Genomic DNA, 26,612 nt, shown 5'->3' with positions numbered 1-26,612 from the left:
CTTGCCCCGGCTCATTCCGGTTTTGGCTCTGCCCCGTCTGATTTTCCGCCGTGCCCATTGCTGCTCCCGCTGCTTCCCGGTTTGGCCCGGGTAAGATCGATCCGGGCGACAAGGCCCGGGTCCCCATTTGTGAGCTGCAACTCTCCACCATGCAAGCGGGCAACGGCCTTGACCAAGCTCAATCCCAAACCAGTTCCGGGCTCCGAGCGGCTTTCATCAAGACGGACAAACCGGTCTTTGACCCGATCCTGATCCTTTTCCGGGATACCGGGACCTGTGTCGGAGACACTCAACACCACACGGCTCTCATGCTCTTCAGCAGAAATCCTGATCCGGAACTCTCCATCCTTCGGGCATCCGTACTTCAGGGCATTCTCGATCAGGTTGACCAGCCCCTGGAACACCAGATCTTTTTGGCAGATGGCTTCGAGACCGTCGGATACTTGGGTCTCCAACACGCCCCCTTCATCTTCAACCAGCGGCTCGTAGAGCTCGGAGACTTCATTGACAAGGTTGTTGATATCAGTCCGCTCCATGACCTCTCCAGGCGCCATGGATTCGATCCGGGCGATCCGCAAAAGTGCGTTGAAGATCCTCAGCAAGTGGTCAGTTTCACTGAGCGTTTCTTCAAGGGCCTCTTTGTAGCAGTTCTGCCCTTCCGCTTGGCGCAAGGCTGTCTCCACGCGGGTCTGCAAGCGTGTGAGCGGCGTCTTAAGATCATGGGCGATGTTGTCGGTCACATCCTTCATGGACCGCATTAGAAGCTCGATCCGGTCGAGCATCGTGTTCAAGCTGACGGCCAACCGGTCAAACTCATCATCATTGCCGGCAATCGGCAATCGTCCGGTCAGATCGCCGGTCATAATCGTTCGGCTGGTGTCGGAGATTTCGTCGATCCGCTTCATCACGCGCCGGCTGACAAAAAGCCACGTAATCGCACCCATGGCGACGACGACAATCAGCCACAGGCGAAGTGCATTGCCGAGAAGATGAGAAAACCGAAGTTGTTCGCCAAGGTCACGACCGACCAGCAGACGAAATCCGCCGCGCAACTCAAAGGTCCGGACCATTGCCTGGCGCTGCGTGTCCGGGCTGTCTTGCCCGAGGCGGGTGTAGTGAACCCGGCGGATACCGCCGTCGGCCTCTTCCAGAACAGTTGTTGGAAGGCGGGCGATGTTGCCAACCAGGGCATTGCCTGCAAAATCAACAAGAAGGTAGAGGCTGGCATCTGGATGGCGCGACCGCCGGTCGATGGTCTCCACCAGATCGCGCACACCGCCGCGAACATAGATATCCGACAAGCCCTTGAGCTCGGCGTCGATGGTCTGAACCACCTGTTCCGACATCAGGTGGTCTGTATTTTCGGAAATGTAGACAAGCAGAAAGCCCGACAACAGCGTGAACACTGCGATGTACAGCAGTGACAGCTTGAATGCTGTTGTCCGGGTAAACCTAGTGAGCCGTGTCACGGATTGTGTATCCGGCACCGCGGATCGTGTGGAGCAGCGGTACGTCGAACCCTTTGTCGATCTTGCCGCGCAGACGCGAAATGTGGACGTCGATGACGTTGGTCTGAGGATCGAAATGATACTCCCAGACATTCTCCAGAAGCATTGTCCGGGTCACAACCTGGCCCGCGTGCTGCATCAGATATTCCAGCAAACGGAACTCGCGTGGCTGTAGCGGGATTTCCATGTCACCGCGGCGGCAGGAATGGGCCATACGGTCCAGCGTCAGGTCACCGACCGTGTAGGTGGTCTCCACCTGGCTGGCAGACTTCGGACGCCGTGCCAACGCTTCGACGCGCGCCTGCAATTCTGTGAAAGCATAGGGCTTTGGCAGATAATCATCTCCACCGGCCTTCAAGCCGGTGACGCGGTCATCAACCTGACCGAGCGCTGACAGGATCAGGACCGGCGTATGATTGCCGCTTTTGCGCAGTTCTTCGATCACGGCGAGGCCATCACGTTTGGGCAACATGCGATCAACGATCAAGATGTCGTAGTCGCGATCAAGCGCCATTTGCAGGCCGGTCTCGCCGTCGTCCGCCTTGTCCGCCCTGTGACCCAGCTCGCTCAAACCCTTGGCAAGGTAGTTGGCTGCTTCGTGGTCGTCTTCAATCACAAGAATCTGCAACATGGCTCTCTTTTACCGCGAGTGAGAGGATAAAGAAAAGGGCTGGCAACAATGCGGATGTGAACACTGTTGCCAGCCATCAATTCGCAAGACCGACCCGTCGGGGTTGGGGGCAGAGGGCAGACCGGTCTTGCTCTCAGATGCCGGTGCAGGACCGGCCCTGATCAGGCCAGGTTCATGGGCAGAGCCACAAACCGGGTGTTGTCGTTGCTTTCGACCCGGAACAAGACTGCCTTGCGGCCATCTTCTTCCGCCTTCTTCACCGCCTTGATGACGTCTTCCGGCGAGTTGACCGGCATGCCGGCAACTTCAAGGATCACATCACCGCGGCTGAGGCGCTTCTCAGCGGCCGGACTATCCGGATCAATGTCAGCGATCAGGACGCCACTGCCTTCAAGGCCCGCATCTGCCTTGGACGTCAGGACAAGACCCATGTCGTCCAGGCTGGTGTTTTCAGGTTCCACAGCTTCCGGCTGGGCAGCAGCTTGCTGCTGATCTTGCAGGCGACCGAGGGTCACATCGATGTCCTGCTCCCTGCCATCGCGCCAAACGGTGATTTCCACCGTGGTGTCCGGGTCGTAGGCGGCAATGATCTTGGATAGATCACGCGGACCATCGACCTTCGCGCCTTCTACTTCCAGGATCGTGTCACCGGACCTAAGACCTGCCTTGGCCGCGGGGCTGCCTTCCTGTGCTTCAGAAACGATCGCACCGTGCGCTTCATCAAGACCAAGGCTTTCGGCAATGTCATCGGTCACATTTTGGATCTGAACACCGAGCCAGCCGCGCACGACCGTGCCACCGTCCTTCAGTTCCATGATGACATCCTGAGCCGTGGAGGCCGGGATAGCGAATGCGATGCCAACGTTGCCGCCGGACGGCGAGAAGATCGCAGCGTTCACGCCGATAACCTCACCGTTCATGTTGAACGCCGGTCCACCGGAGTTGCCACGGTTCACCGGAGCATCGATCTGGATGAAGTCGTCATACGGACCTGCGCCGATGTCACGGCCACGTGCCGATACGATACCTGCGGTTACGGATCCACCGAGACCGAACGGGTTGCCGATGGCAACGGTCCACTCGCCGACTTCTGGTGCCTCATCGGCAAAGTCGACATAGGTGAAGTCCTTGCCGCTTTCGATTTTCAGAAGTGCAAGATCCGTGCGCTTGTCAGCGCCGATCAGGACAGCGTCATACTCTTCACCTTCGTGGTCGATCACTGTGAATTCAGTGCCCTTGTCGATCACGTGCTGGTTGGTCACAACAAATCCATCCGCGGAGATAAAGAAGCCGGACCCCTGGGACATGCCGTATTGGCGCGGCGCGCGGCGTTGCGGCCGGCCGTCTTCTCCGCCACGTTCGCCGAAGTCACGGAAGAAACGCTCGAACGGATGACCGTTCGGCAGATCCTCGAAGAAGTCACGGAAGTTGTTGCCGCCGTTGAAATTCATCATCCGCGGCTCTGCAGCCTGCTTGACCTGCACACTGACAACAGCCGGACTCACGGCTCCGACGACATCAGAGAAATCGGCAGGTGCGGCGTTATCGATCCGGACTGGCGTTGCTTGTGCCAGTTGCGCCGGCACAATGGTCTGCACGGTCATGAGACCGGCCGCACCGAGTACGACTGCACCGGCCAGCAGTTTGGCGCGGCGAGACCGCAAAGGGGAGCTTGACCGACGATTTTCCATCTATTCTTCCTTTTTCGACAGTTTGACTGGAGGTCAATTCATTCAGGACCACGCGGGGACGTGCGTTTCCTGGTCGAAACTGAAGATAGGAAAGGCTCCCTTACAGGCGCCTGTCAGATGGATTACGTTTTTGTAAGGTTTCCAGTTGCTCAGCCGGGTAACGGCTTAAATCTCTGATGAATCAAGGAAAAAGGATCGGCGCATCGCTGTTTTCCCACTTGGAAAACTTCGGCATGATGGCCGCGAACCTGTCGGATTTCTCGAAAGTCACCAGCCATGTTTTCAGGTTGTCCCAGTCTTGAGAATCGAACCAGTCGCGGTCCGCATTCGCAAACTGTCTGACGAAGGGCAGAATCGCAAAGTCTGCCAAACAAGGCTGCGCTCCAAACAGCCAAGCGGAGCCATCAAGCCGACGGTCCAACTCTTTCAGGAACTCGGACGCTGCGGACCGTTCTGATGTCTTGTCTGCATCTTCATACCGCGTATCGTATTTGTAGCGATCCAAGTGGGTTTTGAACGGCCCGTCGCAGGTTGCGATCAAGGCACGCATCTCATCCAGGCTCCCCGTTTCCGGTTCAAGCCAATTGTCCGGGTCAGATTGCTCCAATGCCCAGACCATGATGTCGAGGCTTTCATCAATCACTTGCGTACCAAACTTCAGGCACGGGACCGTTGCAGAAGGAGATGTTTCCAGGAACTCGGGTGCCTTGTCGCGCAGTACAATTTCCCGCAATTCCACGGTCAATCCGCTGGACGTCAATGCGAGCCTTGCCCGCATCGCGTAAGGGCAGCGCCGAAAAGAATAGAGTATTGGCTGATCGGTCATAACGTTCCCATCGCGCATCCGCTCTCCGCGGTCAAGCAGCCCGCACATCTGCCCTTGCGGAATGCCTTGCTTAGATCTTTTTTTACAACTTCCAGCAATATTTGCTGTTGGTAGGATTTGTTATGGACGATTCGCTTCTTAAACTTGCAAAGGCAAGCTCCTCGCAGAAAAAGCACGAGTTGGCAGCTCACATGACCGGGCTGCTCGCGGCCCGTGATGATGCTACCACCTCCTCCGAAGAGACCAAGTTGCTGAATTCCATGCTGGAAGGCGTTTATACGTCTCTTGGCGATGAAGCCAAGCAAGAGATGTCGGACAAGCTGGCAGACGTCTCGGCCATGTCCTCAACACTTGCCGCAGCGCTTGCAAACGAGGAAATTCCGATCGCCCAGGCGGTTCTTGAGCGCTCCACCTCGTTGTCCGAAGCAGATATCGTCAAACTGGCCCAAACCAAGGGTCAGGACTTTCTCCTCGCGCTCGCCAAACGCGATCACGTCAGTAAAGACGTGACCAAGATCCTGATTTCGCGTGGAGACAAGGACGTCAAGCAAACCGTTGCCTGCAATCTTGGCGCAGAGATTGAGATGCCGGAGTTTGAGGCGCTGGTCAAAGACATGCCCAAACAGATGGGCGACCGGATCCGCCACCTGCGCAAGTCCAACGAAGAGCTTTTGGAAGATCTCTTCAAGGATGATGGTGAAATTGCCGCTGGCAGCGAACTGCAGCGCCGCCCCTCAAAAATCAGCCCGAAAGCCTGGGTCATGGGCATCAAGATGGGCAAGACCACACTCAACAAAGCGGTTTATCAGTGCAGTGTGGAACACAATCTCTTCGATGTGGTCGCCCTGCTTTCTTTCTTCTCCGGCATGCAGATGAAGTATGTCCACAACCTGATGGTCCGGTTTGACAGCACCGGGATTGCGACCATCTGCCGGGCAACGGGCCTTGGGGCCAAGGAGTTTCAGGCAATCTGCAAGGAACGCTGCAAGCACCTGAAGTTTCCGGAGAGCACCGGCAGCAAATGGCTGACCAACTACCACATGCTGGATGATACCGACGCCCGGCGGCTGTTGAACCTGATGAAAATCAAGCTCAAGGCGACCGAACGCGCCGAAGCTGCCTGACCTGCTTCAGTTCCTGTATCCCTTTGCAGAGCATCTATATTGGCCGGACCCGAACGGTTAGGTTCTACCGCTTGATCGCAAGCAATAGATGATCGTAATTAATTTCAATGTTATTTATAATTAAGCCACCAACTATCATGATTACTTAGACGCCTTAGCGTTCTATAAACTCACGGCACGGTATTTATCCTACTCCCACAGTAGGCACGCACCCAATGCTTGAGAAACTTATTGAACTTGCCAACAACACCACACCTGAAAAACGACACAAGCTCGCGCATCATGTAACCGAGCTCTTTATCAAAGGCGCCGACAGCTATCAGGTCGAAGAGATCGCCCTTTTCAATCTCCTGCTGGAAAACATGCTGCCGTTGATGGAGCAGCAGCAGAAGAAAAAGATCTCAGAAAAGCTGGCACCCGTCCGCAGGGCCTCGCGCGGGTTGGCGGTATCGCTTGCGCGGGAGAAGATCGACATTGCCCGGCCTATGCTTACGACATCAGCAGCCCTTCAGACCGACGATATTCTCAAGCTCGCCAAGACCATGAGCCAAGATCATTTGTTGGCGATCTCTCAAAGGCACCATCTTGAGTCCAACGTAACGGATGTCTTGCTGGAACGCGGAGAGCAGCCAGTCAAACGATCCGTTGCCGCCAACTCTGGTGCAGAGATTTCAAAGTGGGGGGCCCGTATCCTCGTCAAACTGGCCGAGAGCGATGAGACCATCCGGGAATCCATGATCGAACGATCAGACATCACGGAAGCTGATTTGGAAAAACTCATCAGCCACATGCCACCAAAACAACAAGACGCCATTCACGCCTTGCGTCATCAGAACGAGGAGCTTGTCCACGAGCTCTTCCAGAAAGCCAGCCGGGCAGTGACTGCAACAACACTTCAGCGCAAAGCATCGCGGATCAACGCCAAGGTCATGCTAAAGGACATCCGGGACGAGGAATTGACGTTGGGCAAGGCAATTACTCAACTGGCCTTGTCCAACAATCTGTTCGAGATCTGTTTCCTTGTGTCCGAAATAGCCGGGCTTGAGCAGAAATATGTGACGAACATGCTTCTGCGCTACGACGCCGCCGGCGCAGCTGTTCTTTGCAAGGCACTTGATCTGACTGAGGCCGAGTACAGGGCAGTGTCGAAAGCCAGGACGGTTCAAAACAAACAACCGGCAACCACTGTCGACAACTGGGTTGCAGATTATCAAACGCTGTCATCGCGCGACGCCCGTCGCTTGTTGTCGTTTATGAAAATCCGGCTGGCCACGCTTAGCGATGAAGCGGCGTAACTTGAAATGGCATAGCAGCGCTCAGGTTTCAACTTCGCGGGTGACGACAGCTGCCCCGGCTTCCAGCGTCCTGTGGACGGGGCACTTGTCCGCGATCTCGAGCAGCCGTGTCCGGGTTGCTGCATCGAGATCGCCCTCCAGCGTGATCAACCGCTCAAAACGGTCAATTTTGCCACCGCGGGTCTTCTGTTCTTCCGAACAGTCCTCGCACTCCGCTGCATGGACCTTGTCATGCAGCACCGTCGTCCCGATCCGGTCGATGTCCAGCCCCTTCCGATCGGCATACATGCGCAGCGTCATGACCGTACACGCACCCAGTGCCGCAGAGAGATAGCCATAAGGCGATGGGCCGCTGTCAAAGCCGCCATAGCTTTCCGGTTCGTCGGCGATCAGCCGGTGTTGTCCGCTGGCGACGAGTGCCTGAAACTTGCCCTGCCCGGTTTCGATGACTTCCACGCCGTCGCCTCTTGCGCTGGCGTCCGGTTCAACAATCGGATCCAAATAGCCGCTGGACCATCCGGCAATGACTTTTGCCGCGTATTCCGCATCCTGACCGCGGGACAGCAGGTGATCGGCCTTGTCCAGCGACACAAAGCTTTTTGGGTGTTTGGCGGCGAGAAAGATTTCGCTGGCATTATCGATGCCGACCGTTTCGTCCAGCGGCGCATGCATGACCAGAAGTGCTTTTCCAAGTTCTGCAGTGTGTGAGAGCACCGCTTGGCGTTCCAAATCCGCCAGAAACTCGCGCCGGATCGTGAAGGGCCGACCGGCAAGATCAACCTCTAGGGCGCCCTGCTCCTTAATATCATCGATCGCATGAGCAAAATTATGCACGACATGACCGGCTTCCGATGGCGCACCAATCGTGACGACCGCCCGCACCTCGGGGATGTCTTTGGCGACAGACAGAACGGCCGCACCGCCAAGCGAATGGCCGATCAGAAGCTGCGGAGCTTCATAATTCTTGCGCAGGAAATCCGCCGCGACCTTCAAGTCTTCGACATTGGAGGAAAACCCGGTTGAGGAAAAATCGCCGCCGCTGCCGCCAAGTCCGGTGAAATCGAACCGCAAAACAGCAACGCCTTCTGCGCTCAAAGCGCCAGCGATGTGCCGTGCGGCAGCGATGTCCTTGGAACAGGTGAAGCAATGAGCAAATAGCGCAAAGGCACGGATGGGCCCGGCCGGCAGATCCAGCCGCGCAGCAAGGTGTGCGCCCTGCGATCCTTCGAATTCCAGTTTTTGTGCTTGTTGTGCCAACGCCCGGCCCTCCAGTCTTGTTTCCCTGCACAGGTAAGGAGCGCTTAAGGGCAAACAAGTCACGCCTTGGTGTCAAGGCCGTGACCAGTGCGTTCACACAAGATGATCTGAGCGAATGCCGTTCGGATCAATTCTGATCTTTTGAAGACAGCAGCGCTTTCAAACGCTTTTCCTCTTCTTCCGACAATTTTTGAACCGGCTGGTTCATCCCAGCAGCAACGGCTGTCGTTTGTCTGCGGCGCAGCGTGATCACGATGGCGACAATACCGGCAATCAAAGCAAGGGGCCCGGCGGCCCACAAAAAGAACGTGTGCGAGGCAAATCGCGGCTTCAAAAGAACAAACTCGCCATACCGGTCGACCAGAAAATCGATTACCTGCGCGTCTGAGTCCCCAGCGACCAGACGCTCGCGCACCAGAACTCGCAGGTCCTTGGCGAGCGGCGCGTCGCTGTCATCGATCGACTGGTTCTGACAGACCATGCAGCGCAGCTCGGCCGACAAAGCCCGGGCCCGTGTTTCCAGGGCTGGATCTTCCAGGATTTCATCCGGTGAGATGGCAAGCGCAGGCCCAGACAGGACACACAACACCAGCGAAAGACAGGCAAGGAGCCGTTTCATCGGGATCAGTCTCCTATTCCGCCGGAACGCTGGCAGGTTGTTTGCGCTTGGCAGCCGGTTTCGGAGCTCCGACCCGCAAGCGGCGGTCCGCCATGGAGAAGGCTGCGCCGAGTGCCATGATTACACAGCCGATCCAGATCAGTGTGATCAGCGGCTTGTAATAGGCCCGGACATCCACCGCACCGTCGTTGCGCCGCTCTCCTAAGGAGACATAGACCTGCGAAAAGCCAATCGTATGGATTGCCGCTTCGGTGGTCGGCATCTGGCGCGCGGTATAAACGCGCTTGGACGGCTCCATTTCGGCGACGAAGGCACCGCCTTCACGAACCGTGAAGTGCCCAACTTCCTCTACGAAGTTCGGCCCGCGGCGCGGCACTGCGCCGTCAAATGTCAGCTCATATCCAGAGACGTTCACCGTATCGCCGGGCCGCATTGTCCGGACCTGCTCTTCCTGGAAGGCAGACGATGTCACAATGCCAAGCACAGTGACGCCGATGCCAAAGTGCGCGGTCGCGGTTCCCCAGGCAGAGCCCGGAAGACCGTAAAGACGTGCAAACCCGCGCTTCGGACCAATTTCGAAGAACTTGACCCGTGTGACGATTTCGGAAATTGCCCCGGCCATCACCCAGACCGCCAGTCCCACACCGAGAGGGGCAAGGACCCGCTCCATGCCCCAGAGCCAGAAGGTGAAGAGCGTCATCAGCAACGCAAGTCCGAACGCTGCATACAGCCGCTGGGACGCTGCCAGAAGGTCTCCCCGTTTCCAGGCCAGGATTGGCCCGAACGGAACAGCCATTAAGAGCGGCACCATCAACGGTCCGAAGGTCAGATTGAAGAACGGTTCACCGACCGAAATCATTTCGCCGGTGATTGCGTCCAGCACCAGCGGATAGAGCGTCCCGACCAGAACTGCGGCGGTGGCCGCTGTCAGGAAGAGATTGTTGAGAACCAGCCCGCCCTCCCGGCTGATCGGGGCAAACAAGCCGCCCTGTTTCAGCATCGGCGCACGCCAGGCAAAGAGAGACAGCGAGCCGCCGATGAAGAGGCACAGAAGCCCGAGAATAAAGACGCCGCGCGACGGATCGGTGGCAAAGGCGTGCACCGATGTCAGAACGCCCGAGCGGACAAGGAAGGCCCCAAGCAGGGACAGCGAGAAGGTGAAGATCGCCAGGAGCACCGTCCAGACCTTCAACGCTTCCCGTTTTTCCATAACGATCGCTGAATGGAGCAGCGCTGTTCCGGCAAGCCATGGCATGAAGGATGCGTTTTCGACCGGATCCCAGAACCACCAGCCCCCCCAGCCGAGCTCGTAATAAGCCCAGTAGGAGCCCATGGCGATGCCGAGGGTCAAGAAGCTCCAGGCCAGAAGTGTCCAGGGACGGACCCAGCGGGCCCAAGCCGCGTCTGTGCGCCCCAAAATGAGCGCAGCGACAGCGAAGGAGAATGTGATCGAGAAACCGACATAGCCGACGTAGAGCAACGGCGGGTGGATCGCCAATCCGATGTCCTGCAGGATCGGGTTGAGGTCATTGCCTTCGATCGGCGGATTTTCATACCGGTTGAACGGGTTGGACGTTGCCAGCATAAACAGCAGGAACCCAGCGGAAATCCAGCCCTGAACAGCCAACGTGGTGGCTCTGAGGTCATCCGGAAGATTGCTGCCAAACACTCCGACCAGAGCTCCGAAGAAGACCAGGATCAGCACCCAGAGCAGCATGGAGCCTTCATGATTGCCCCAGACACCGGTGATCTTGAAGAGAAGCGGTTTTGCCGAGTGCGAGTTCTCATAAACGTTCACGACGGAAAAATCCGAAGCAACATACGCCACGGTCAAAACCGCAAACGAAACAAGCACGAGAAAGAAGACGGTCACTGAGACCGGTGTCGCGACCGCCATCAGGCGGCCATCGCCTTTCAACGCGCCCCATAACGGCACCACCGACACAACCAGTGTCAAAGCAAACGCCAATACCAGAGCGTAGTGTCCGAGTTCGACCAACATTGTCCTGCGTCCCGTCCCTCAGGTTATGTCTTTGGATGCGTCATAGGCTGAGCGCCTGACAGCATTAGTTGGCAGCGCCCTCTCCGCCCTGCCAATGGCCCTGACCTTTCAGAGCTTCCGCCACTTCCTTGGGCATATAGTTCTCATCGTGCTTGGCCAGCACGCTGTCGGCAACGAAAACCCCGTCTGGCGTCAAAACGCCTTCGGTCACGACGCCCTGCCCCTCACGAAACAGATCCGGAAGAATGCCCTGATAAGTCACCGCCACAGAATGCGCGGTATCGGTCACGCGGAACTTCACGTTTGCGTCATCAGAGCGCTCGACAGACCCGTCTTCAACCAGCCCGCCAAGACGAATTCTCTGTCCTTCAGGAATTTGCTGGCTCGCGATATCGCTTGGGCTTTGAAAGAAAACAATCTGATCATTCAGCGCGAACAGGATCAATCCAAGTGCGACAGCCAGAACGCCCCCCGCGGATCCGATCAGTGTCAAACGCCGTTGTTTCCGAGTCATTTTAGTTCCGTCTAACGTTGCCTGCCCGCAAGATCCTGCCCCTATAGGACCTTGCCGCTGTCTCTATGACCCACTCAACCCCAGAGTGACTGCTGCGTCTTTGATCCTGGCCAATTCGGCTGGTCTTTCCGCGAAAACTTTTTCAGCGCGCCGATAGGTGTCGAACGCTTCGTCCCGTTTACCTAGGACCATGTAAGCGCGCATCAACTGGCCCCATTCTGCAACAGTTCCGCCATTGGCATCAATCCGTGCAGCAAGGCCCTGGACCATGGTTGTGATCATCTTCTGGCGATCATCATCACTCATCTCACCGGCGGCCTCGACATCAGCCTGACTTGGACCTCGCAGAGCTGGAAGCAGTTCTGGTGTCTCTCCGGTCAATCCGGCCAATTCCCGCCGCGCAACCGGCACCCATGCCGCCTGAGGATCAGCACCTTCCAGAAGGGTCTGCCAAGCGTTGACGGCCTCATCCGTTTTCCCTTCCTGGGTCAGTGCCAGAGCGAGAAAAAACCGGGGCTTCACTGCTGTCGGCTCCAGATCCACGGCCTGCTGAAAAGCCGTTCGTGCCAGCTCGGTGATGACACCCTCATTGGACACAGTCATGGCTTCACCCATGTCCGTCAGCCAGTCTGGTCTTGGACCAAGGATACGGATCGCATTGGAATAGGCACGTGCTGCAGAATCCGGCTGGCCCATCCGCATGTAGACCGGTGCGATTACTGCCCAGCCCTGACCGTCTTCAGGATCTTCCGCCAAGTGGCGTTCCACCCGGGCAACCAGCAGTTCGACCGGTTGCTCATCAGCAGGGGCCGACAAGCGGGCGGCAAGCGGCTGGTCTTGCAGATCAGGCGATCCGAGAGCGAGATATGTTCCAAGGGCTGCAGCCGGCAACGCAACAAGCGCAATGACCTGAACGGATCGGATCCGTAGTTTTGAGACAGTGACCGGGCGCGGCTCGTCCTTCCGATCATGCACGGAGAGCAAGCGGCGCGCTGTTTCGGTACGAGCGGCTTCAGCGGCCTCTGCGTCGATCAGGCCGTCCGACAAGTCTCGATCAATTGCTGCCAATTGTTCTTTGTAAACAGCTGCGTCAGCTTGCGCCGCAGCCTCCTCAACAGAAGACCGCGACCGCGTTAGCGGCACAAGAACAGAAAGGGCCGCCAGCGCGGTCAAAACTGAGATCAGGATCCAAAAAATCATGGATGCATATAGACAACCGAATGTGTCGAAATGCAAGTAAATGCGTGTGTGACTGGCGGTCGCGGTTTAAAACCTGCGAACCGCACTTAACGCACCATCCAAAGCTCCAGAATCAAGCCCGTTTCAGGGCCTTGTTGATCAACCGGCGTTCCGGGGACGCGGCAGCAGCTTCATCGCCTGCGCGCGTCTTGGCCTTTGCAAGGGCCGCATGGCGGCTGCGCCGCAATTGGCCAGCATACTCCGCACCGAAATAGATTTCCGACAACATGATTGCAACATCGGCGGCGGCCTGATGCGCTTCCAGTTGCGGGCTCTTTGCCTTGCCAAGATCGGTGATCAAAGACCTGGTCACAATTTCCAGCGTCTGCTCGACGGTCTGGCGGGTGCGTTTGCTGATATCATTGACCGCAAATGTCTCAGATCCATTGCGCACCATATTGACGACCCGCACTGCGCGAACAGCATCGTTGATTGCCGTTTGGTCGACAATCAACTTGCCATCATTGTCCAGTTTTGGAACCTGCAGGGCGCGACGTACTGCCGTGTGCGCATTGTGGAGTTCCCGCGTGACAACATCAGAAATGCTGCGCTTTGTGTCAGCCAACCGGCTGTGCCACTTGCCCGTTACGGTTAAATCGACATCGCGTTCAATCCCTCGGACCAGCGAGTTGTAGTCCGACAAGGCGTTTGAAAATGCCACCGGATCGGGATTGTTGTTGCGGTGATCCACCGCAAGGATGTTCAGGCGTTCGGCCTCGCTCATGACCACATCAACAAACGGCGCAAACTGCGACCCTGCAATCACCTTCGGATCATCATCCCCGGCAAGCCGGCCGGCAAATGCACACAACGCTGAAGGCTTGTCAGCGCGGTCGACTAGAGCGGCGGCGACCAGCGGGAGATGGTCCGGAAAACGCTCCGAACACTTATCAACCATGCGCAGGACATCGTGGTCCTGCTTTAAGCGCCGTTCGTTGATCCGGTCGGGCATGGCTTCCAGGAACGGCATGAGCCAACGCTCGGATGAGAAGACCTTGTGGATGTCCCGAAGCTCGGAGATACCGCGCTCACCGCCAAGCTCGATCCCCATGCGGCGGTGTTCGCGTTCGTCAATTTCACCGCGCCTCAAGGCTTCACCGATCGCGTCCGCAGACCGGGTTCTCAGAGCCTGCACCAAGCCATCAACCCGTTCGCCGCTGACGGCGGCATTGCCCGCCTGCTCAAGCACAAGCTGAACGTCTGTCGGCATAACGTCCCGGCCGAGCCATTTCCAAACCTTGTTCAACATGCCGCGATGGATGCGGCCTTCCTGACGGTTCGGCAAAAACTCGTCGATCAAGAACCCGTCAAGGGACGTAAAGAACATGCGCTGGATTTGACCGCGGCGGTGTTCATTGCCTTCGGAATCGAGCGGGTGTGTCGATGGTTTGCGCAGGATCGCAAGGGCTGAATTGAGCACCAGCTCAATGTGCGGATCGGCATCGGCCTGGGCCTTCGCGCGCTCAAGATTACGCACAAGCGCCTCAATCGCCTTTGGACTGAGGCTGCTAAGATAGGTCCTGATTTTAGCCTGTAGCTGGTCCAGCTGTGTCATTCACGAGATCTATGGCAGCCAATGTTTCTTTATCCATGGTAAACGGCGAACCTTAAACAAGTATGTAGAAAACACGATGCCGTTACGCGACACGAATTGCAGCGAACACTTGCTATTTCAGGATTGTTGAAAGAATTCAGGGGCGTGTTTCGGAAAGACTGCCCGGCTATTAGCCGATAACCTTCCAGTCACCGCGATCCATTTCACACGCCGTGCCGCGCGCCTGGAGAACACGACCCTGGAGAACCATTTCATGGGTGAATTCACGGCATTCCGTTTCGTTCACGGAATATACAGGCCCGGGGAGAACACGGCCACTGCGGCCAGTCCGGTCATTTTGCCAGGCAACCGACACACCAACACCGCGTGCTCGCAGAGCCCGATCCTGTGCCTGTTCCGCGGCACGCCTGTCAGAAGGCTCCAGCGCTTCACCAAATTCATTGTTCACCAATACGGAGATCGCGGCGCTTGCTTCCGTGCCCGAGACGTTGCCTCTCGGATCGCCGAAAGACGAGCCCCATCCACCCACGCCATTTGCGCCGGATGCGATGGAGCATCCTCCCAAAAGAGTGGCTGTGAGCAAACAAAGGGCGCTGCGCAATTTCATGCACCTAGTCTCCAAATCGGCTTTGTGGACCAAGTCACCGGATAGCGACTCAGTGGTAACGTGACTTTGTGGCCGAACTTGGCCACGATATATAAACATTGCCTGTGACCTGCATCACATCTGATCACAGGCGATTTAAAAATCTGCAAACCATTCCGTAAGGGCATCAGCTGTCGCCAAGCAAGGGCAGGATCAACCGCGCCCTCAATCCGCCCATAGAAGACCGCCCGAGTTCCAGCCGACCTCCGTAAAGCGCTGCCAAATCTGCCACAATCGAGAGGCCGAGCCCAGTTCCAGGGACAGTCTCGTCCAGGCGGCGGCCACGCTTGACGGCCTCAGCACATTGCTCCTCAGACAAGCCCGGGCCATCATCCTCGACACGGATTTCGACCATCCCGCGGGCACTCGATGCGTCCGCGATGGGTGTTGCCGTCACCTGCACCGCAGATTTTGCCCATTTGCAGGCATTGTCGATGAGGTTGCCGGACATTTCCTCAAGGTCCTGCCCCTCTCCGCGAAACCGCAACGTGGCATCTTCAAGGCCATCAAGGCGAACATCCCGCTCCCGGTAAATTTTGTTCATCGCCCGCACGAGCCTGTCCAAGACCGGCTGCACTTCGCATGACACGCCAATTACCCGACGTTGTGCGGCCATCCGGGCACGTTCCAGATGATGCTGGATCTGGGTCGACATCACCTCCGTCTGTTCGATGACCTTCTCCGCCAGCGGGCCTTCCGATGCGCGGGCTTCATTGGAGATTACCGAAAGGGGTGTCTTGAGACCGTGAGCCAGGTTGCCGACATGGGTTCGGGCACGCTCAACGATTTCCTTGTTGGAGCCGATGAGCGAGTTCAGCTCCACAGCAAGCGGAGCGATCTCACGTGGCAAAGCTTCGTCGATCCGCTCTGCCTCCCCTTGACGCACGGCGCTTAGGGAAGACCGTAATCGAACGAGCGGCCGTAGCCCGACACGGACCTGCAGAAACGTGGCCAAAACCAGTCCAAGTCCGACGATGAGAAGCGTCAGTGCGGCAAGGCGCGCGAACTCGCGAATATCGGCCCAAAAGCCTGCAGTCGCAGCCCCAACAGCGATAACGTACGGCGTCTCCCCAACCGCGATACGCTGTTGCATAACCCGGATTTCATCGCCTGTCGGTCCGGCAACAAAACCGGCTCCAGCCTCCGCCTCCCCCAATGCAGGCACTGCAAGTGGATCTCCAACAAGAGATTCAGAGGCGTAGAGAACCGTGCCTGTATCTGCCTGGCGGACGGTCCAGTACCAGCCGGACAGAGGCAAGGAAAACCGAGGGTCGCCCAGATAGGTCGGCTGTTGCACCTGAGGCGTTACGCGCAAAACGGTCTCGTCGCTGGTCTCCAGCATCTCAGAAACAAGCGCCTTGATGTGGATTTCAAGTTGGGCATCAAACGAGCGCTCGCTGGCCCGTTGATAGAGGCTGACAAGAAACACACCGGCAATCGCAAGTGCCAGCGTCGACCATACGGCCGCCACCAGAACTAGACGGCCCGCAAGGGATCGCTGCGGCTTTACGGGCTCCGGAGCCGGCTCACCGGCACCTTCCGCGTTCTCAGTCGTCACGGGCCTCTCCCAGACGGTACCCGAGGCCGCGGATGGTTTCGATCATGTCGGCCCCGATCTTCTTGCGAAGGCGGCCCACGAAGACCTCGACAGTATTGGAATCACGGTCGAAATCCTGATCGTAGAGGTGCTCGGTCAATTCCGTCCGGGAAATCACCTTCCCCTGATGGTGCAGGAGGTAGGACAAGAGCCGGTATTCATGGGAGGTGAGCTTGATCGGAGAACCATCCACCGTGACCCGGCCAGCCCTCAAGTCCAGCCGGACGTTGCCACAGGTAAGTTCGTTGGAGGCATGACCGGCAGCCCGGCGCACCAAGGCCCGAACGCGCGCCAGAATCTCTTCCATATGAAAGGGTTTTGCGACGTAATCATCCGCACCGGCATCAATTCCAGCCACCTTGTCTGACCAGCGGTCACGGGCGGTGAGGATCAAAACGGGCATTGTCTTCCCGTCGCGCCGCCATTTTTCGAGGACTGACAAGCCGTCCAGCGTCGGAAGCCCAAGATCGAGGACAACCGCATCATAGGGTTCGGTGTCTCCAAGAAAATGTCCTTCTTCGCCGTCGAATGCGCTGTCCACCACATAGCCAGCCTCTTCCAACGCGGTCATAAGTTGGCGGTTCAGGTCTTTGTCGTCTTCAACAATTAGCAGGCGCATGGGTCTTCATTTGCTGGCTGGGGGAGTGTCGGGTGTTTGATAAGCGCTGGGTATACCGGTCAACGGTTCGCATTGACTGTGACATTGGTCACCTGTCCGTTCTTTAAAACAGACAAGACATACACATATCCGCCACCCAGGCGGCATAACTGCGCCTTGATGATTTCACCGCCGGCTTGCCCGGCTACCGCGCCGAGCGGCTGCGCCTGGCCGCTGGCCACCACGGCACGCGCTTCGGCCTGCGACAGGCAGTTTGCGCTTGCGGCGCCAGTTACGGCCAACAACAAAAACAGGGCGGTCACAAAGACTTTCACAAGTCGAATCCTCAAGACATCAGCAGTTGATGCGCAAGGTGTAACCAAACCAAGCTGAACGCAAGCTGAACCGTTTTCCAGATCACCGAGAATCGGTTCAGCTTGCGCGGCCCTGAAACCACTCTGCGGTCAGTTCGCCAAGGTGAGTTCGTCGGTCTGCAGATCGTCGTAACGGCCCTTGAAATGATCAAACACCTGCAGTGTTCGCCGGGCGATCCCGGTCCAACCGAAGACGCGGCGGGCAAACCGCGCCCCTTCCACCGACAAGGTCTCCCGCACCCACGGATACTGCATGGGCATGTTCAACATGGTCGCAAATTCTTCCGGGCGTTTGGGATCGGCAACAAGAGCGTGACGGCCAAACTCCAGCTGCTCAAACAGCCCCCCATGAATGGTCACCACTGTCGGTGTCCCGCAGGCCATGGCTTCCACAGCGGTCATGCCGAAGGGCTCGTAGCGGGACGGCAGCGCAAAAATACCGGGTGCGCGGTAGAAATCGGCAAGGTCTTCATCGGCGACATATCCCCGCCAGCTGATCTTGTCCGAAACGCCCAGCTCCGACGCCCGCTGTTTCCACTGACCCAAGAGCGCATTGTCGCTGTCGGAATTCGCACCTGCTGCGAGCACAAGCCGGGCATCCGGCTGCATTTTCAAGAGGCTTGGGAGCGCCTCGATAATCAGATCATAGCCCTTGTTCTCCGCAGCACGCCCGACAACGTAAATGTCGGTCTCGCGAATGTCGTGTTTTTGCCGGACAGAGGCCACGCGTGACGGTGTTGCAGGCGTGAAGCGGGCCTCATCGATCCCCGGAGGGATCATCGAGATATGATCCTTGGGCAATTGATAGTGTTCGGCAATCAGATCGACCTGCTGTTCGGTCGTCGCAATCACATGGTCACAGTTTCGATAGAGCACGAATTCCTTCTGGATCCGCTCATCAAACCGGTATCCGGCCATTTCGGCAGCATCTGCGCCTTCCATGTCGTGCTGTTTCCACCAGCCGAGCGAATGCGGCGTATGGATGTGCGGGATCTGGAGTTCTTCGGCAATCTTCTGACCAGAAACACCGGCATCCCAATAGTGCGAGTTGATCACGTCATACTGCAATCCGCGATGCCGGATCATTGCAAGCGCATTCGTGACGAAGTCACCGTACCAGTCGTGCATGTCCTCTTTGCGGATGAAGTCTTTGCCGCCGAAGGGAATTCGAACCACGCGCAGGTTTTCATTGATGATGTCTTCGGCCGGCTGATCTTCAAATTGCCGCGTCATCACATCAACGTGGTAGCCAAGCCGCGCGAACCTTTTGGCCAGCTCGAGGACGAAAACCACTTGCCCGCCCGTGTCCGGCTTGCCGAGTTCCGGCGTTCCGGCCACATAGCCATGCAGGGAAATCATCAAAAGCGAACCAACGTTCTGCTTGTTCATGTCGTACCAACCTTTGTTGTGTTTCAAGTCTCCGTCTTTCCCAGGCAGTTCTTTTTGATTGTGCCGTGTTTGTTTCTGTTAAGTGTAAGGCTCGAACTAATTTTCAACGTCTGACCGTGGAATGGCGTTGAACGCTGCCAATCCTTCAAGGACGCCGGCCGCATGATGGGCTGCGGCGTGATAGGTCTTGTCTTTCGGCATCGCAGCCAACAGTTCCGGGCGGGCGTTGCCGACAGCAATGGCTTTGCCTGCGGCTTCAAACAAGGCCAGATCGTTGCCGGAATCTCCGGCTGCAATCGTGTCTTGCAAGTCGATCCCGAGATGATCTGCCAGATGGCGCATGGCAGCGTCCTTGCCCGCCTCTGGTGCCAGAATGTCGAGATCACTCTTGCCGGAAAAAATATGTTTGAAGGAGAACCCGGCGTCATTAAGGCGCTGAATGACCAGGTCGGCCTGCTCCTGACCGGGCACCGCGAAACTCGCCTTGCCCGGCGTTTGAAACACCGCGTCGTGCGGCGTATGGCCCATCTTGAGCACCGCTTCGCGGATTTTGACGTCCGGCCAGGCGACGAACTGCTGCGACCAGGAGGACAGCAACATGCCCTGAAGCCGGATTTCTGTCCCCAAACCGGTGATCACTGCATCTGGCGCGAAAGTCGCCGGGAAATAGGACCGGAGCGTTTCATCGACACTAGGCGCTGGTCGGCTGGAATTTAATGCAATCTTGAGCCTACCGCGGTGCCGCTCCAAAACCTGCCACAGCCGGCGAAGCGCGGCGGGGTCCCCGGTTAGCGTGTCATCGATGTCCGAAACCAGAAGAAGCGGTTTTGAATTGTCATTTTCCGCGCGCACTCAGGCCTCCTCTTCAGGGGCAAAATATGTGGCGGTGTAAACCTGCTCTGCCGCAGCTTCCGTGACGGGCCGGCTTAACGTCTCTATCGTCAAATGGCTGAGGCAAACCGCAGCGCTCTCGGTGTAAAACCCGACCCCGCCCTCGGCGAAACTGTCATCAACCAGTGACAACACCACATACCCATCGACCGAAAACTCGATATACATCCCGTGAGCGACCACCTCGACCTGCCAAGGCCCATGCGCGTTGCCCCGGAAATGGGCTTCTTGCAGCGGTGCATATCGGAAAGCGTGCTCAAATTCCGGCGTCGGATTGGCGCCCCAGGCCCGCATCTGGGCGATGCCGTTGACCAGATCGAGCGACAGGTAATACCCGTCCCCCTCATCATTCATGCGCAAGACAAGACCGGTCTTGCCCAAACCCTCAAGGGTCAGTTCGGCCCGCAGCCGGAAATCCTGGTGAAGGCCGGGCATTAGAAAAGCCTCGTACCCGCTCTTGCAAGACAGATGCAGGCCGTCTTCGCGGTCAATCACCGAAGCATGCGGATTGGCGTAGAGCTTTTTGCATTGATAGGAGGCGGTTACACTCTCGCTGCGCGTCACCAGATCGTTGAAGCCTGAAAAAGACTTCGCTTTCAGCCGGCCCGCGGCATCCGTCACCAGTTCCTTCGGCGGGGGCAGCAGCTTTTTGACGCTCTCCCGGCCGTAGACGACTTCCGTTTTTGAGAAGAAGTTGAACAGCAGCAAATCGCCGCCGTTTTTACAGATGCGCCCCGCATAGTTTCCCGACGGCATCAAGACATTGTCGAAGAAGTTTTCATACGGCCCACGGAGCTGATCGGCATACCAATAATGGATTTTGATATCCTCGCGGATCGAGCCCATCAGGTAATACCGGCCGTCCAGCTTGAAGAGGTTCGGCACCTCCACATCATCATACAAACCGGGCCGGTGAAGCGGTGCTTCAAAAACGAACTGATCGGGCGCTTCCTCAACGGCGAGCGACACACAGCCCCGCCGGATGATCGGACCGTCCTTGATCCGGGCTGAGGCAAGTAGCAGGCGCTCCCTTGTATCGGGATCCTGAAAATAGAATGGATCGCGGAAGCTGACCCATTGCCGGCCTTCATCGATCGAGCTTTCGTAATGTGGCCCCGGCACCTCGATCGGATACGTTTTCGAGGTCGAGCGCTCCCAGTGGTAAAGATCCTTGGACCGCGCTAGGCCAACCCGTTGCACGCGCCCGAATTCCGACCGCGCAAGGCCGGTATAGAACATCCGCCAGCTGCCGGGCCGTTCGGGATCCGGGGTCACATGCATGGTCCACAGCATGTCATCGTCCCAATCGCCCGGTTCCCCGACGAACAGCGCATTTTTGACACGCCGCCAGGTCATCCCGTCCGGGCTCACGGCGTGTGCAATAAAGTCGTGATTGGGCAGAACGAGATGAAAAAGATGAAATAGGCCGTCGTGATAGACCACATCGACATCGCCGATGTCGGATCTCAAGAAACCATGGGATGCATACATGCCCCGAGCGTACCCCGGCTGTTTTGATTTCTTCAAGTGTAGCCGGAACTTATTTTGCAACGCAACATGAAACAATGCTTGTTCTTTGCAACAGGAAAACCAGTTACCCTGCAACCATGGCCCAACTTCATCTCAAAAACGCATTGCCGCTCGGACAAACGCGCCACCGTTTGAAAGCCGTCCTAAAGGCCGGAATTGTTTGCGGCCTTGCCGGCGTCCTGCAAATGGCCGCCGGCGCCACTTCGCATGCCTGTTCTGTCGCTCTGGTTCTGGCGATGGACAGCTCCGCCAGCGTTGACGCCCGGGAGCATCAACTCCAGATCAACGGGCTCGCCGATGCGTTTTTGGACCCGGATGTGGTCAACGCCATCGAAGTGGTTGGCGGGATATATGTCACCGCTTTTGAGTGGAGCGGCCGCTATCAACAAGTCGAGCAACTGAGCTGGCGGTTCATCAATGACGGCGCCAGCGCGTCTGCCGCTTCCAACACTCTTCGGCAAGCCGGCCGCGGGTACTCAGAGTTTCCGACCGCTCTTGGTTATGCGCTGGGACATGCGGCCGTTTTGATGAAACAGGCCCCCGCCCATTGCCGCAGGAAGGTGATCGATGTTGCCGGGGATGGCATCAACAATGACGGGTTTGGCCCCGACAGCGCCTATAAGGCGTTTGACTTTAACGGCGTCACGGTCAACGGCCTGGTGATCGCCGGACCGGACTCGGTACCGGTCGACTACTACCGTGCCGAGGTGATCCGCGGCCCCGGTGCATTTGTCGAAGTCGCCGGCACCTATGATGACTATGCCGAGGCGATGAAACGCAAACTCATTCGTGAAATCATCGGCAGCGGTCTGGCGTCGGCTGACTAGGTCAAGTTCTCTCACCAAAGCTATGCCTGGCGGCGCCCTGCTTGTTCAGTCAGTGCATTCTCAAGTTTGGCGAAAGACCATCTCTCACCTAAGGCCCGCAACATCAATTGTTTCTGGGTTTCTGGTGCCAACCCGCCAACAGGAGGATCACGGTCGAGATTGGTGGGAAACGAATACCCCTCCGCACAGGCCGAAACCGTTGCTTCCAGTGCCTGCGTTTGAACCGTCCCCGACAGAACTTTGTCCAGCAGCACCGGATACAGTGCGCGGCACATTGAAATACGGTCTACGCTTTCCATGGCCCGGCCAAACGCGGAGGAAATTTGCAGAAGATTTGCCATGCGTTGGATGTTTGAACTCGTGTTGGCACCAGCAGCATGAAACAGCGCCGGGTTGAAAAACACCGCGTCCCCCTTCGACAGGGGGAGCTGAATATGGGCGTCCTCGAAGTATTCCTTAAACGTATCCAAGCGGTAGGCGGCATACCCTGGACGATAGAGTTGGGAAAACGGCAGGAGTTTGGTCGGCCCGCTTTCCACCGGCATGTCCGTATGCGCAACAGCCCCCTGCAGCGTCATGACCGGTGAGAGGTCGTGGACATGCGCCGGATAGCGCGCGCAATCCTCCGCAGTCTGAAACCCAAGGTGATAATCCCGGTGGGCTTGTTGCGCAGCGCCACCAGGGCGAACCAGATTAACCTGTGCTGTCATTTGATAGTTCGGACCGAGCCAGGCTTCACACACGGCATCAATCGCCGGATTTGCAAAGTAATCCGCAAAGACATCTGGAGCCGCCACACACAGTTTTTGTAGCGAGTTCCAGATCCGGTCATTCGATCCGGCGGCGGCAAAATGGTCAGCACCTCCGCCACTTCGGGCTTTTTCTTCGTCAATGATTTGATTGTAAACGTCTGTTGCTCGGTCAATCGGAGCCGTGTCGGGAAAGGCCCCTTCCAGAACAAGAACACCGGAGAGATCCTTGAGCACTGTCGCCCACTCGGCCATGAGCCGGCGCCGACTGCTCTCACCTTGCAGTAAATTCTGCAGGTCATTGATCCGATAAACGGGAACATTCTTCAGAATACGATCCGCATGTGGAACGTTGGTCTTGTCAAGCTGACGGCCGGTTAAGGCGATGAAGGCGTCCAAGTTACAGCTTGTCTCGTCGAAGTAACCGGTGGGGGTTATCTGCTGATCCATGGTGTCCTCCCTGACTGGATCTTTTGAGGAGCTTACCAGTCATGAGACTTGCGAACTGACAAGAAATCCATCAAGAATCCATCAAATGACACATCGCTTTCCAGTTAAAGAGATTGCACTTCAGTCCGGTTTGAGCACCGCGACCGTTGACCGTGTCCTCAACAATCGGGCTCATGTCAGTCCGCAGACCCGCCGCCGGGTGCAGGATGCGATTGAGGAGCTCAGCCGTCAGGAGGGGCAGCTGGCCGCCCGTGGAAGACGCGTTTTTCTGGATGTTCTGGTGGAAGCCCCCACGCGTTTCAGTCGCGAAATCCAAAGAGCCAGCGAAGCGGTATCGAGCGAATTCAAACCTATCGCAATCCGGCCAAGGTTCAAGCTGTTTGAGACGATGACACCAGAAGACTGCGCCTTGGAACTGGAGCGAATCGCCCGGCGGGGAAGCCAGGGTGTGTGCCTGAAAGCCCGCGACACCGATCTCGTTCGCGCGGCGATCAACGTCCTGACGGACAGAGGTATTCCGGTTGTCACCGTTTTCACAGACAATCCGGGCTCAGGTCGTCTGGCCTATGTCGGTCTGAACAACCTTCGGGCCGGTCAAACCGCCGCCTATCTTATGCACAAGTGGCTCCCTGCCGACGCAACCACTGTACTTTCCACACTGAGCCAGCACAGTTTCCAGGGAGAAGAACACCGATATGAAGGGTTCAGCAAGCAGATGCGCGCATTGCGCCCGTCAATTCAGCTGCTAGACGCCAGCGGCGGCGGCGGACACAATCCGGCGACCGGTAAGGAAGTAACCGGGCAGGTTTTCAATCAGAAACGGATTGATGGCGTTTATTCCATGGGAGGCGGAAACCGGGCGATACTCGCCGCTCTGGAAGACATGGGACTCCAGCCAACCACTTTTATCGCGCATGATTTGGATGAGGACAATCTTGAGCTTCTTGCCCAAAACAGTCTGTCAGTTGTGCTCTATCATGATTTGAAATGCGACATGCGGGCGGCATTCCGGCAGTGTCTCGCCTTCCACAGGCTCGCGGAGGCGCCATCTCAGCTGGAAAGTGACATCCAGATTGTCACCCCAATGAACCTTCCGGCAGACTATGCGTAAGCAACGCGCTTTTTCTATGTATCCGGTTTGCCATGGCCTTCCGCCTCCATGAGACGGTAAAAATCCTTGAGGGTTGTGCCGGGTTCCGGTCGGAACTTTTCGCCTGTGTCCTTGACGTCCGCCATGCGGTCCAAGCGGAACATTCGGAAATCATTGCGTAATTCACACCAAGCCACCAGCGTCCAGACTTTGCCCCAAAACCAGAGGCCGAGGGGCCGGAGCACACGGTCCGAGGTCTGCCCCTTGGCGTCCGAATAGGAAATCGACAGGCGTTTCCGGTTGTCGGCGGCAAGCTCCAGAAAGTCGATCAAGGCGCGCACGTCCTCGGTCATTTCCGGGGCAAAAGCGTGGATTTCGATCTCGTTCTGGCGCACGCGCATCCGCTCCGGGATGACAGCGTCGATCTTGACCATCGCCTCTTCGGCGGCGCGGGCCATCGCTGCCCCGCCCCAGGCCCGGATGATTCGGGCTCCGGCCAAAAGCGCTACGATTTCATCGCGGGTGAACATCAGAGGCGGCAGATCATAGCCATCGCGCAGAATATAGCCGACCCCGGCCGCGCCCTCGATGGGCACGCCCGAGGCCTGAAGGTCGGCGATGTCGCGGTAGATGGTCCGCTCAGAGACTTCCAGCCATTCGGACAGCTGGCGCGCCCGAACGAGGCGGCCGCCGCGCAGATACTGAACAATCTGAAACAGGCGGTCGGCGCGTCTCATGCGGGTGCCGCCTTAGCTGTTGACGGCGAACATGCCGATGGAATTGCCGTCCGGATCAATGCCGTAGGCAAACCGGCCGGCCGGGATCGGGATCGGATCGGAAATGACCTCACCGCCTGCCTTGGCAAACCGTTCCATTGTCTCCTCGAGCGTGTCCGGGCAGGCAATGTGGATGGTTGGACCGGTGCCCTTTTCAGCTGGCGTGCCCGGATAAAGATGCCCGGCAACACCGTTTTCTTCGCTGGTCGGGAACATGGCAAAAGGATTGGGTCCCATATCTGTGACAAGGTTCAATTCTGTCTGAAAGACGTTGTTGTAGAAGACAATCGCCTTGTCTAGATCAGAAACGGGAATTTCCATCCAGACGTTGAAATGCTGTGGTTTGAAAGTCATCGGAATGCTCCTGAATTGCGGTAACAGGAAGCACCCTATCAGCCCCCTCCTGACAGCTTCCTGTCAGGAGGTTTCAGGAAATTTTGCTCATCTCTTAGAGGGCCACAACCCGAATTTGGTGGCGGCCATTTGAATTTGCTCAGACTGCGTTCAAAGACTGCGCAGGTTTTCCTTGAGCCATAGAAAAATCGCACCGCGGCGTTGCCAGAGCCACAGGAGAATGGCGCTGAGGCTTGGGACGCCGGTTAGGATGAGCGCGGCTAGTGCGCCAGACAGATCTTCCAGAAGAAGCCCGCTGCCGGTGAGAAGTGTCAGGATGCCGACAAGGCCTGTGCCGTTTCGAAGGGCAATGGATCGTGCCAAAGCCGAACGCGTCGCAGGCCCGGGTATGCCGTCAACGGCCAAAGGCGGATAGGCCTTTTGAAAGTCCTTGACCGCTGCCTTTGTCTGAGCCCCAAAAAACCCGTCGATTGGCCCCGGATCAAAGCCGAGCATCTTCAAGGAGCGCTGCAACTCCAAGATATCGCTGCCCGGCGCTGGCGGTGCCGCGGCTGCGGCAAGTCCGTAGTCGCCGTGTTCCAGCAGCCGTGCTTCCGCCGTCCGGCGTTTGACCAGCCCTTTCAGGCGCTGCCCGCCTGCCGTCAGGCCCGTTTGCGTCAGAAGGCGGGCGGCCTCGGAGACCTTGCCCGTTTTCAGCTGCTGCGCCCAGCGCCAGGAAAGCGCCCGGCTGCCGAGATTGTAGACCACCGAGACACAGGCATCGAACTGGGTCTGCGGCAAACCGGGAAGACCTTTGCGCACGGGGGGCGCATATTCCTCATCCAGAAGTGTCAGCAGCAGCTTGTTGGCCTGATCCCGCGAGATCCTGTCCCCGACTGCAAGGCCGCGGCCATGCCGTTTACGCCACCAGCCGGCAAAGATCCGGCTGCGCATGGTAAATCCGTATCCAATGGTGACCACGCCGGCGGGGTCCAGATAGCCCCGCGAAACATAGCCCTCATGTGCCGCCAGAAAGGCGAGCCCCTGATCGCTGACTTTCATGCGTTTCTCCCGGATTGGATGTTCAAGTCAAAGACGCGG

At 57.5% G+C, this 26,612-nt stretch carries 25 protein-coding genes; 4 read left to right on the top strand and 21 right to left on the bottom strand.

Annotation, left to right across the window (positions count from 1 at the left end; genetic code table 11):
• Nucleotides 1–11 precede the first annotated feature (11 nt).
• The 4 genes from RBB44_RS06355 to RBB44_RS06340 form a co-directional block, all read right to left on the bottom strand.
• Nucleotides 12–1,469 carry a HAMP domain-containing sensor histidine kinase gene (locus RBB44_RS06355; RefSeq protein ID WP_306146553.1) on the bottom strand — a complete coding sequence of 486 codons (1,458 nt, stop codon included), beginning with the start codon at nt 1,467–1,469 and terminating at the stop codon, nt 12–14.
• On the bottom strand, nt 1,453–2,139 hold the full coding sequence (locus RBB44_RS06350) for a response regulator transcription factor (protein ID WP_008190545.1): 687 nt from the start codon (nt 2,137–2,139) through the stop codon (nt 1,453–1,455). The genes RBB44_RS06355 and RBB44_RS06350 overlap by 17 nt, the downstream gene beginning before the upstream one ends.
• Nucleotides 2,140–2,300: 161 nt before the next feature.
• Complete coding sequence (locus RBB44_RS06345) at nt 2,301–3,830, bottom strand: Do family serine endopeptidase (protein WP_306146552.1); 1,530 nt, start codon at nt 3,828–3,830, stop codon at nt 2,301–2,303.
• Between the two features lie 181 nt (nt 3,831–4,011).
• The gene (locus tag RBB44_RS06340) at nt 4,012–4,674 is read right to left on the bottom strand and encodes a glutathione S-transferase (protein ID WP_306146551.1); all 663 of its coding nucleotides are present in this window, start codon (nt 4,672–4,674) and stop codon (nt 4,012–4,014) included.
• Between the two features lie 104 nt (nt 4,675–4,778).
• On the opposite strand from RBB44_RS06340, the gene RBB44_RS06335 reads away from it, so the two are divergent.
• Both RBB44_RS06335 and RBB44_RS06330 read left to right on the top strand, forming a co-directional pair.
• Nucleotides 4,779–5,780: a DUF2336 domain-containing protein gene (locus RBB44_RS06335; RefSeq protein ID WP_133950949.1), complete on the top strand. Its 1,002-nt coding sequence runs from the start codon at nt 4,779–4,781 to the stop codon at nt 5,778–5,780.
• A 215-nt stretch (nt 5,781–5,995) separates the two neighbouring features.
• Nucleotides 5,996–7,075 (top strand): DUF2336 domain-containing protein, encoded by a 1,080-nt coding sequence (locus RBB44_RS06330; protein WP_306146550.1) that lies wholly within the window; start codon nt 5,996–5,998, stop codon nt 7,073–7,075.
• A 21-nt stretch (nt 7,076–7,096) separates the two neighbouring features.
• Here the strand turns inward: RBB44_RS06330 and RBB44_RS06325 are convergent, their stop codons facing one another.
• The 13 genes from RBB44_RS06325 to RBB44_RS06265 all read right to left on the bottom strand — a co-directional run bounded on the left by RBB44_RS06325 (nt 7,097) and on the right by RBB44_RS06265 (nt 21,247).
• Nucleotides 7,097–8,332, bottom strand: a complete 1,236-nt coding sequence (locus RBB44_RS06325; RefSeq protein ID WP_306146548.1) for a bifunctional alpha/beta hydrolase/OsmC family protein — start codon at nt 8,330–8,332, stop codon at nt 7,097–7,099.
• A gap of 127 nt (nt 8,333–8,459) precedes the next feature.
• On the bottom strand, nt 8,460–8,951 hold the full coding sequence (locus RBB44_RS06320; protein WP_306146547.1) for a cytochrome c-type biogenesis protein: 492 nt from the start codon (nt 8,949–8,951) through the stop codon (nt 8,460–8,462).
• Nucleotides 8,952–8,964: 13 nt separating this feature from the next.
• Nucleotides 8,965–10,953, bottom strand: coding sequence for a heme lyase CcmF/NrfE family subunit (locus RBB44_RS06315; protein ID WP_306146546.1), 1,989 nt, complete (start codon nt 10,951–10,953; stop codon nt 8,965–8,967).
• A 64-nt stretch (nt 10,954–11,017) separates the two neighbouring features.
• Nucleotides 11,018–11,467 carry a cytochrome c maturation protein CcmE gene (gene ccmE, locus RBB44_RS06310; protein ID WP_306146545.1) on the bottom strand — a complete coding sequence of 150 codons (450 nt, stop codon included), beginning with the start codon at nt 11,465–11,467 and terminating at the stop codon, nt 11,018–11,020.
• A gap of 63 nt (nt 11,468–11,530) precedes the next feature.
• Nucleotides 11,531–12,667 (bottom strand): c-type cytochrome biogenesis protein CcmI, encoded by a 1,137-nt coding sequence (gene ccmI / locus RBB44_RS06305; RefSeq protein WP_306146544.1) that lies wholly within the window; start codon nt 12,665–12,667, stop codon nt 11,531–11,533.
• A 112-nt stretch (nt 12,668–12,779) separates the two neighbouring features.
• Nucleotides 12,780–14,261: a hypothetical protein gene (locus RBB44_RS06300; RefSeq protein WP_306146543.1), complete on the bottom strand. Its 1,482-nt coding sequence runs from the start codon at nt 14,259–14,261 to the stop codon at nt 12,780–12,782.
• A gap of 169 nt (nt 14,262–14,430) precedes the next feature.
• Nucleotides 14,431–14,868 carry an RT0821/Lpp0805 family surface protein gene (locus RBB44_RS06295; protein WP_133950964.1) on the bottom strand — a complete coding sequence of 146 codons (438 nt, stop codon included), beginning with the start codon at nt 14,866–14,868 and terminating at the stop codon, nt 14,431–14,433.
• Nucleotides 14,869–15,034: 166 nt separating this feature from the next.
• Nucleotides 15,035–16,465: an ATP-binding protein gene (locus RBB44_RS06290; RefSeq protein ID WP_306146542.1), complete on the bottom strand. Its 1,431-nt coding sequence runs from the start codon at nt 16,463–16,465 to the stop codon at nt 15,035–15,037.
• Entirely contained in the window at nt 16,455–17,123 is a 669-nt protein-coding gene (locus RBB44_RS06285; RefSeq protein ID WP_306146541.1) for a response regulator transcription factor, read from the bottom strand. The genes RBB44_RS06290 and RBB44_RS06285 overlap by 11 nt, the downstream gene beginning before the upstream one ends.
• A 59-nt stretch (nt 17,124–17,182) precedes the next feature.
• The gene (locus tag RBB44_RS06280; RefSeq protein WP_306146540.1) at nt 17,183–17,437 is read right to left on the bottom strand and encodes a PepSY domain-containing protein; all 255 of its coding nucleotides are present in this window, start codon (nt 17,435–17,437) and stop codon (nt 17,183–17,185) included.
• Nucleotides 17,438–17,566: 129 nt separating this feature from the next.
• Nucleotides 17,567–18,892, bottom strand: a complete 1,326-nt coding sequence (locus RBB44_RS06275; protein WP_306146539.1) for a glycosyltransferase — start codon at nt 18,890–18,892, stop codon at nt 17,567–17,569.
• Nucleotides 18,893–18,961: 69 nt separating this feature from the next.
• On the bottom strand, nt 18,962–19,717 hold the full coding sequence (locus tag RBB44_RS06270; protein WP_306146538.1) for an HAD-IIB family hydrolase: 756 nt from the start codon (nt 19,715–19,717) through the stop codon (nt 18,962–18,964).
• Nucleotides 19,718–21,247, bottom strand: coding sequence for a glycosyl hydrolase (locus RBB44_RS06265; RefSeq protein ID WP_306146537.1), 1,530 nt, complete (start codon nt 21,245–21,247; stop codon nt 19,718–19,720).
• A 116-nt stretch (nt 21,248–21,363) separates the two neighbouring features.
• Here RBB44_RS06265 and RBB44_RS06260 point away from each other — a divergent pair, with 116 nt between their 5' ends.
• On the top strand, nt 21,364–22,113 hold the full coding sequence (locus RBB44_RS06260; RefSeq protein WP_306146536.1) for a DUF1194 domain-containing protein: 750 nt from the start codon (nt 21,364–21,366) through the stop codon (nt 22,111–22,113).
• Between the two features lie 20 nt (nt 22,114–22,133).
• Here the strand turns inward: RBB44_RS06260 and RBB44_RS06255 are convergent, their stop codons facing one another.
• Entirely contained in the window at nt 22,134–23,312 is a 1,179-nt protein-coding gene (locus tag RBB44_RS06255) for a phytanoyl-CoA dioxygenase family protein (protein ID WP_306146534.1), read from the bottom strand.
• Between the two features lie 85 nt (nt 23,313–23,397).
• Here RBB44_RS06255 and RBB44_RS06250 point away from each other — a divergent pair, with 85 nt between their 5' ends.
• Nucleotides 23,398–24,423, top strand: a complete 1,026-nt coding sequence (locus RBB44_RS06250; RefSeq protein WP_306146532.1) for a LacI family DNA-binding transcriptional regulator — start codon at nt 23,398–23,400, stop codon at nt 24,421–24,423.
• A gap of 14 nt (nt 24,424–24,437) precedes the next feature.
• Here the strand turns inward: RBB44_RS06250 and RBB44_RS06245 are convergent, their stop codons facing one another.
• From RBB44_RS06245 to RBB44_RS06235, 3 genes are all read right to left on the bottom strand, one after another.
• A complete protein-coding gene (locus tag RBB44_RS06245) occupies nt 24,438–25,139 on the bottom strand; it encodes a YafY family protein (RefSeq protein ID WP_008194425.1) in 702 nt (233 codons plus the stop codon).
• A 12-nt stretch (nt 25,140–25,151) separates the two neighbouring features.
• Nucleotides 25,152–25,532: a VOC family protein gene (locus RBB44_RS06240; RefSeq protein ID WP_055671179.1), complete on the bottom strand. Its 381-nt coding sequence runs from the start codon at nt 25,530–25,532 to the stop codon at nt 25,152–25,154.
• Between the two features lie 150 nt (nt 25,533–25,682).
• On the bottom strand, nt 25,683–26,573 hold the full coding sequence (locus RBB44_RS06235; protein ID WP_306146528.1) for a glycoside hydrolase family protein: 891 nt from the start codon (nt 26,571–26,573) through the stop codon (nt 25,683–25,685).
• Nucleotides 26,574–26,612: the final 39 nt, after the last annotated feature.

The sequence above is a fragment of the Roseibium sp. MMSF_3247 genome (genome assembly GCF_030733765.1).
Taxonomy (GTDB): Bacteria; Pseudomonadota; Alphaproteobacteria; order Rhizobiales; family Stappiaceae; genus Roseibium.
This window is presented reverse-complemented; position numbering and strand designations above follow the sequence as displayed.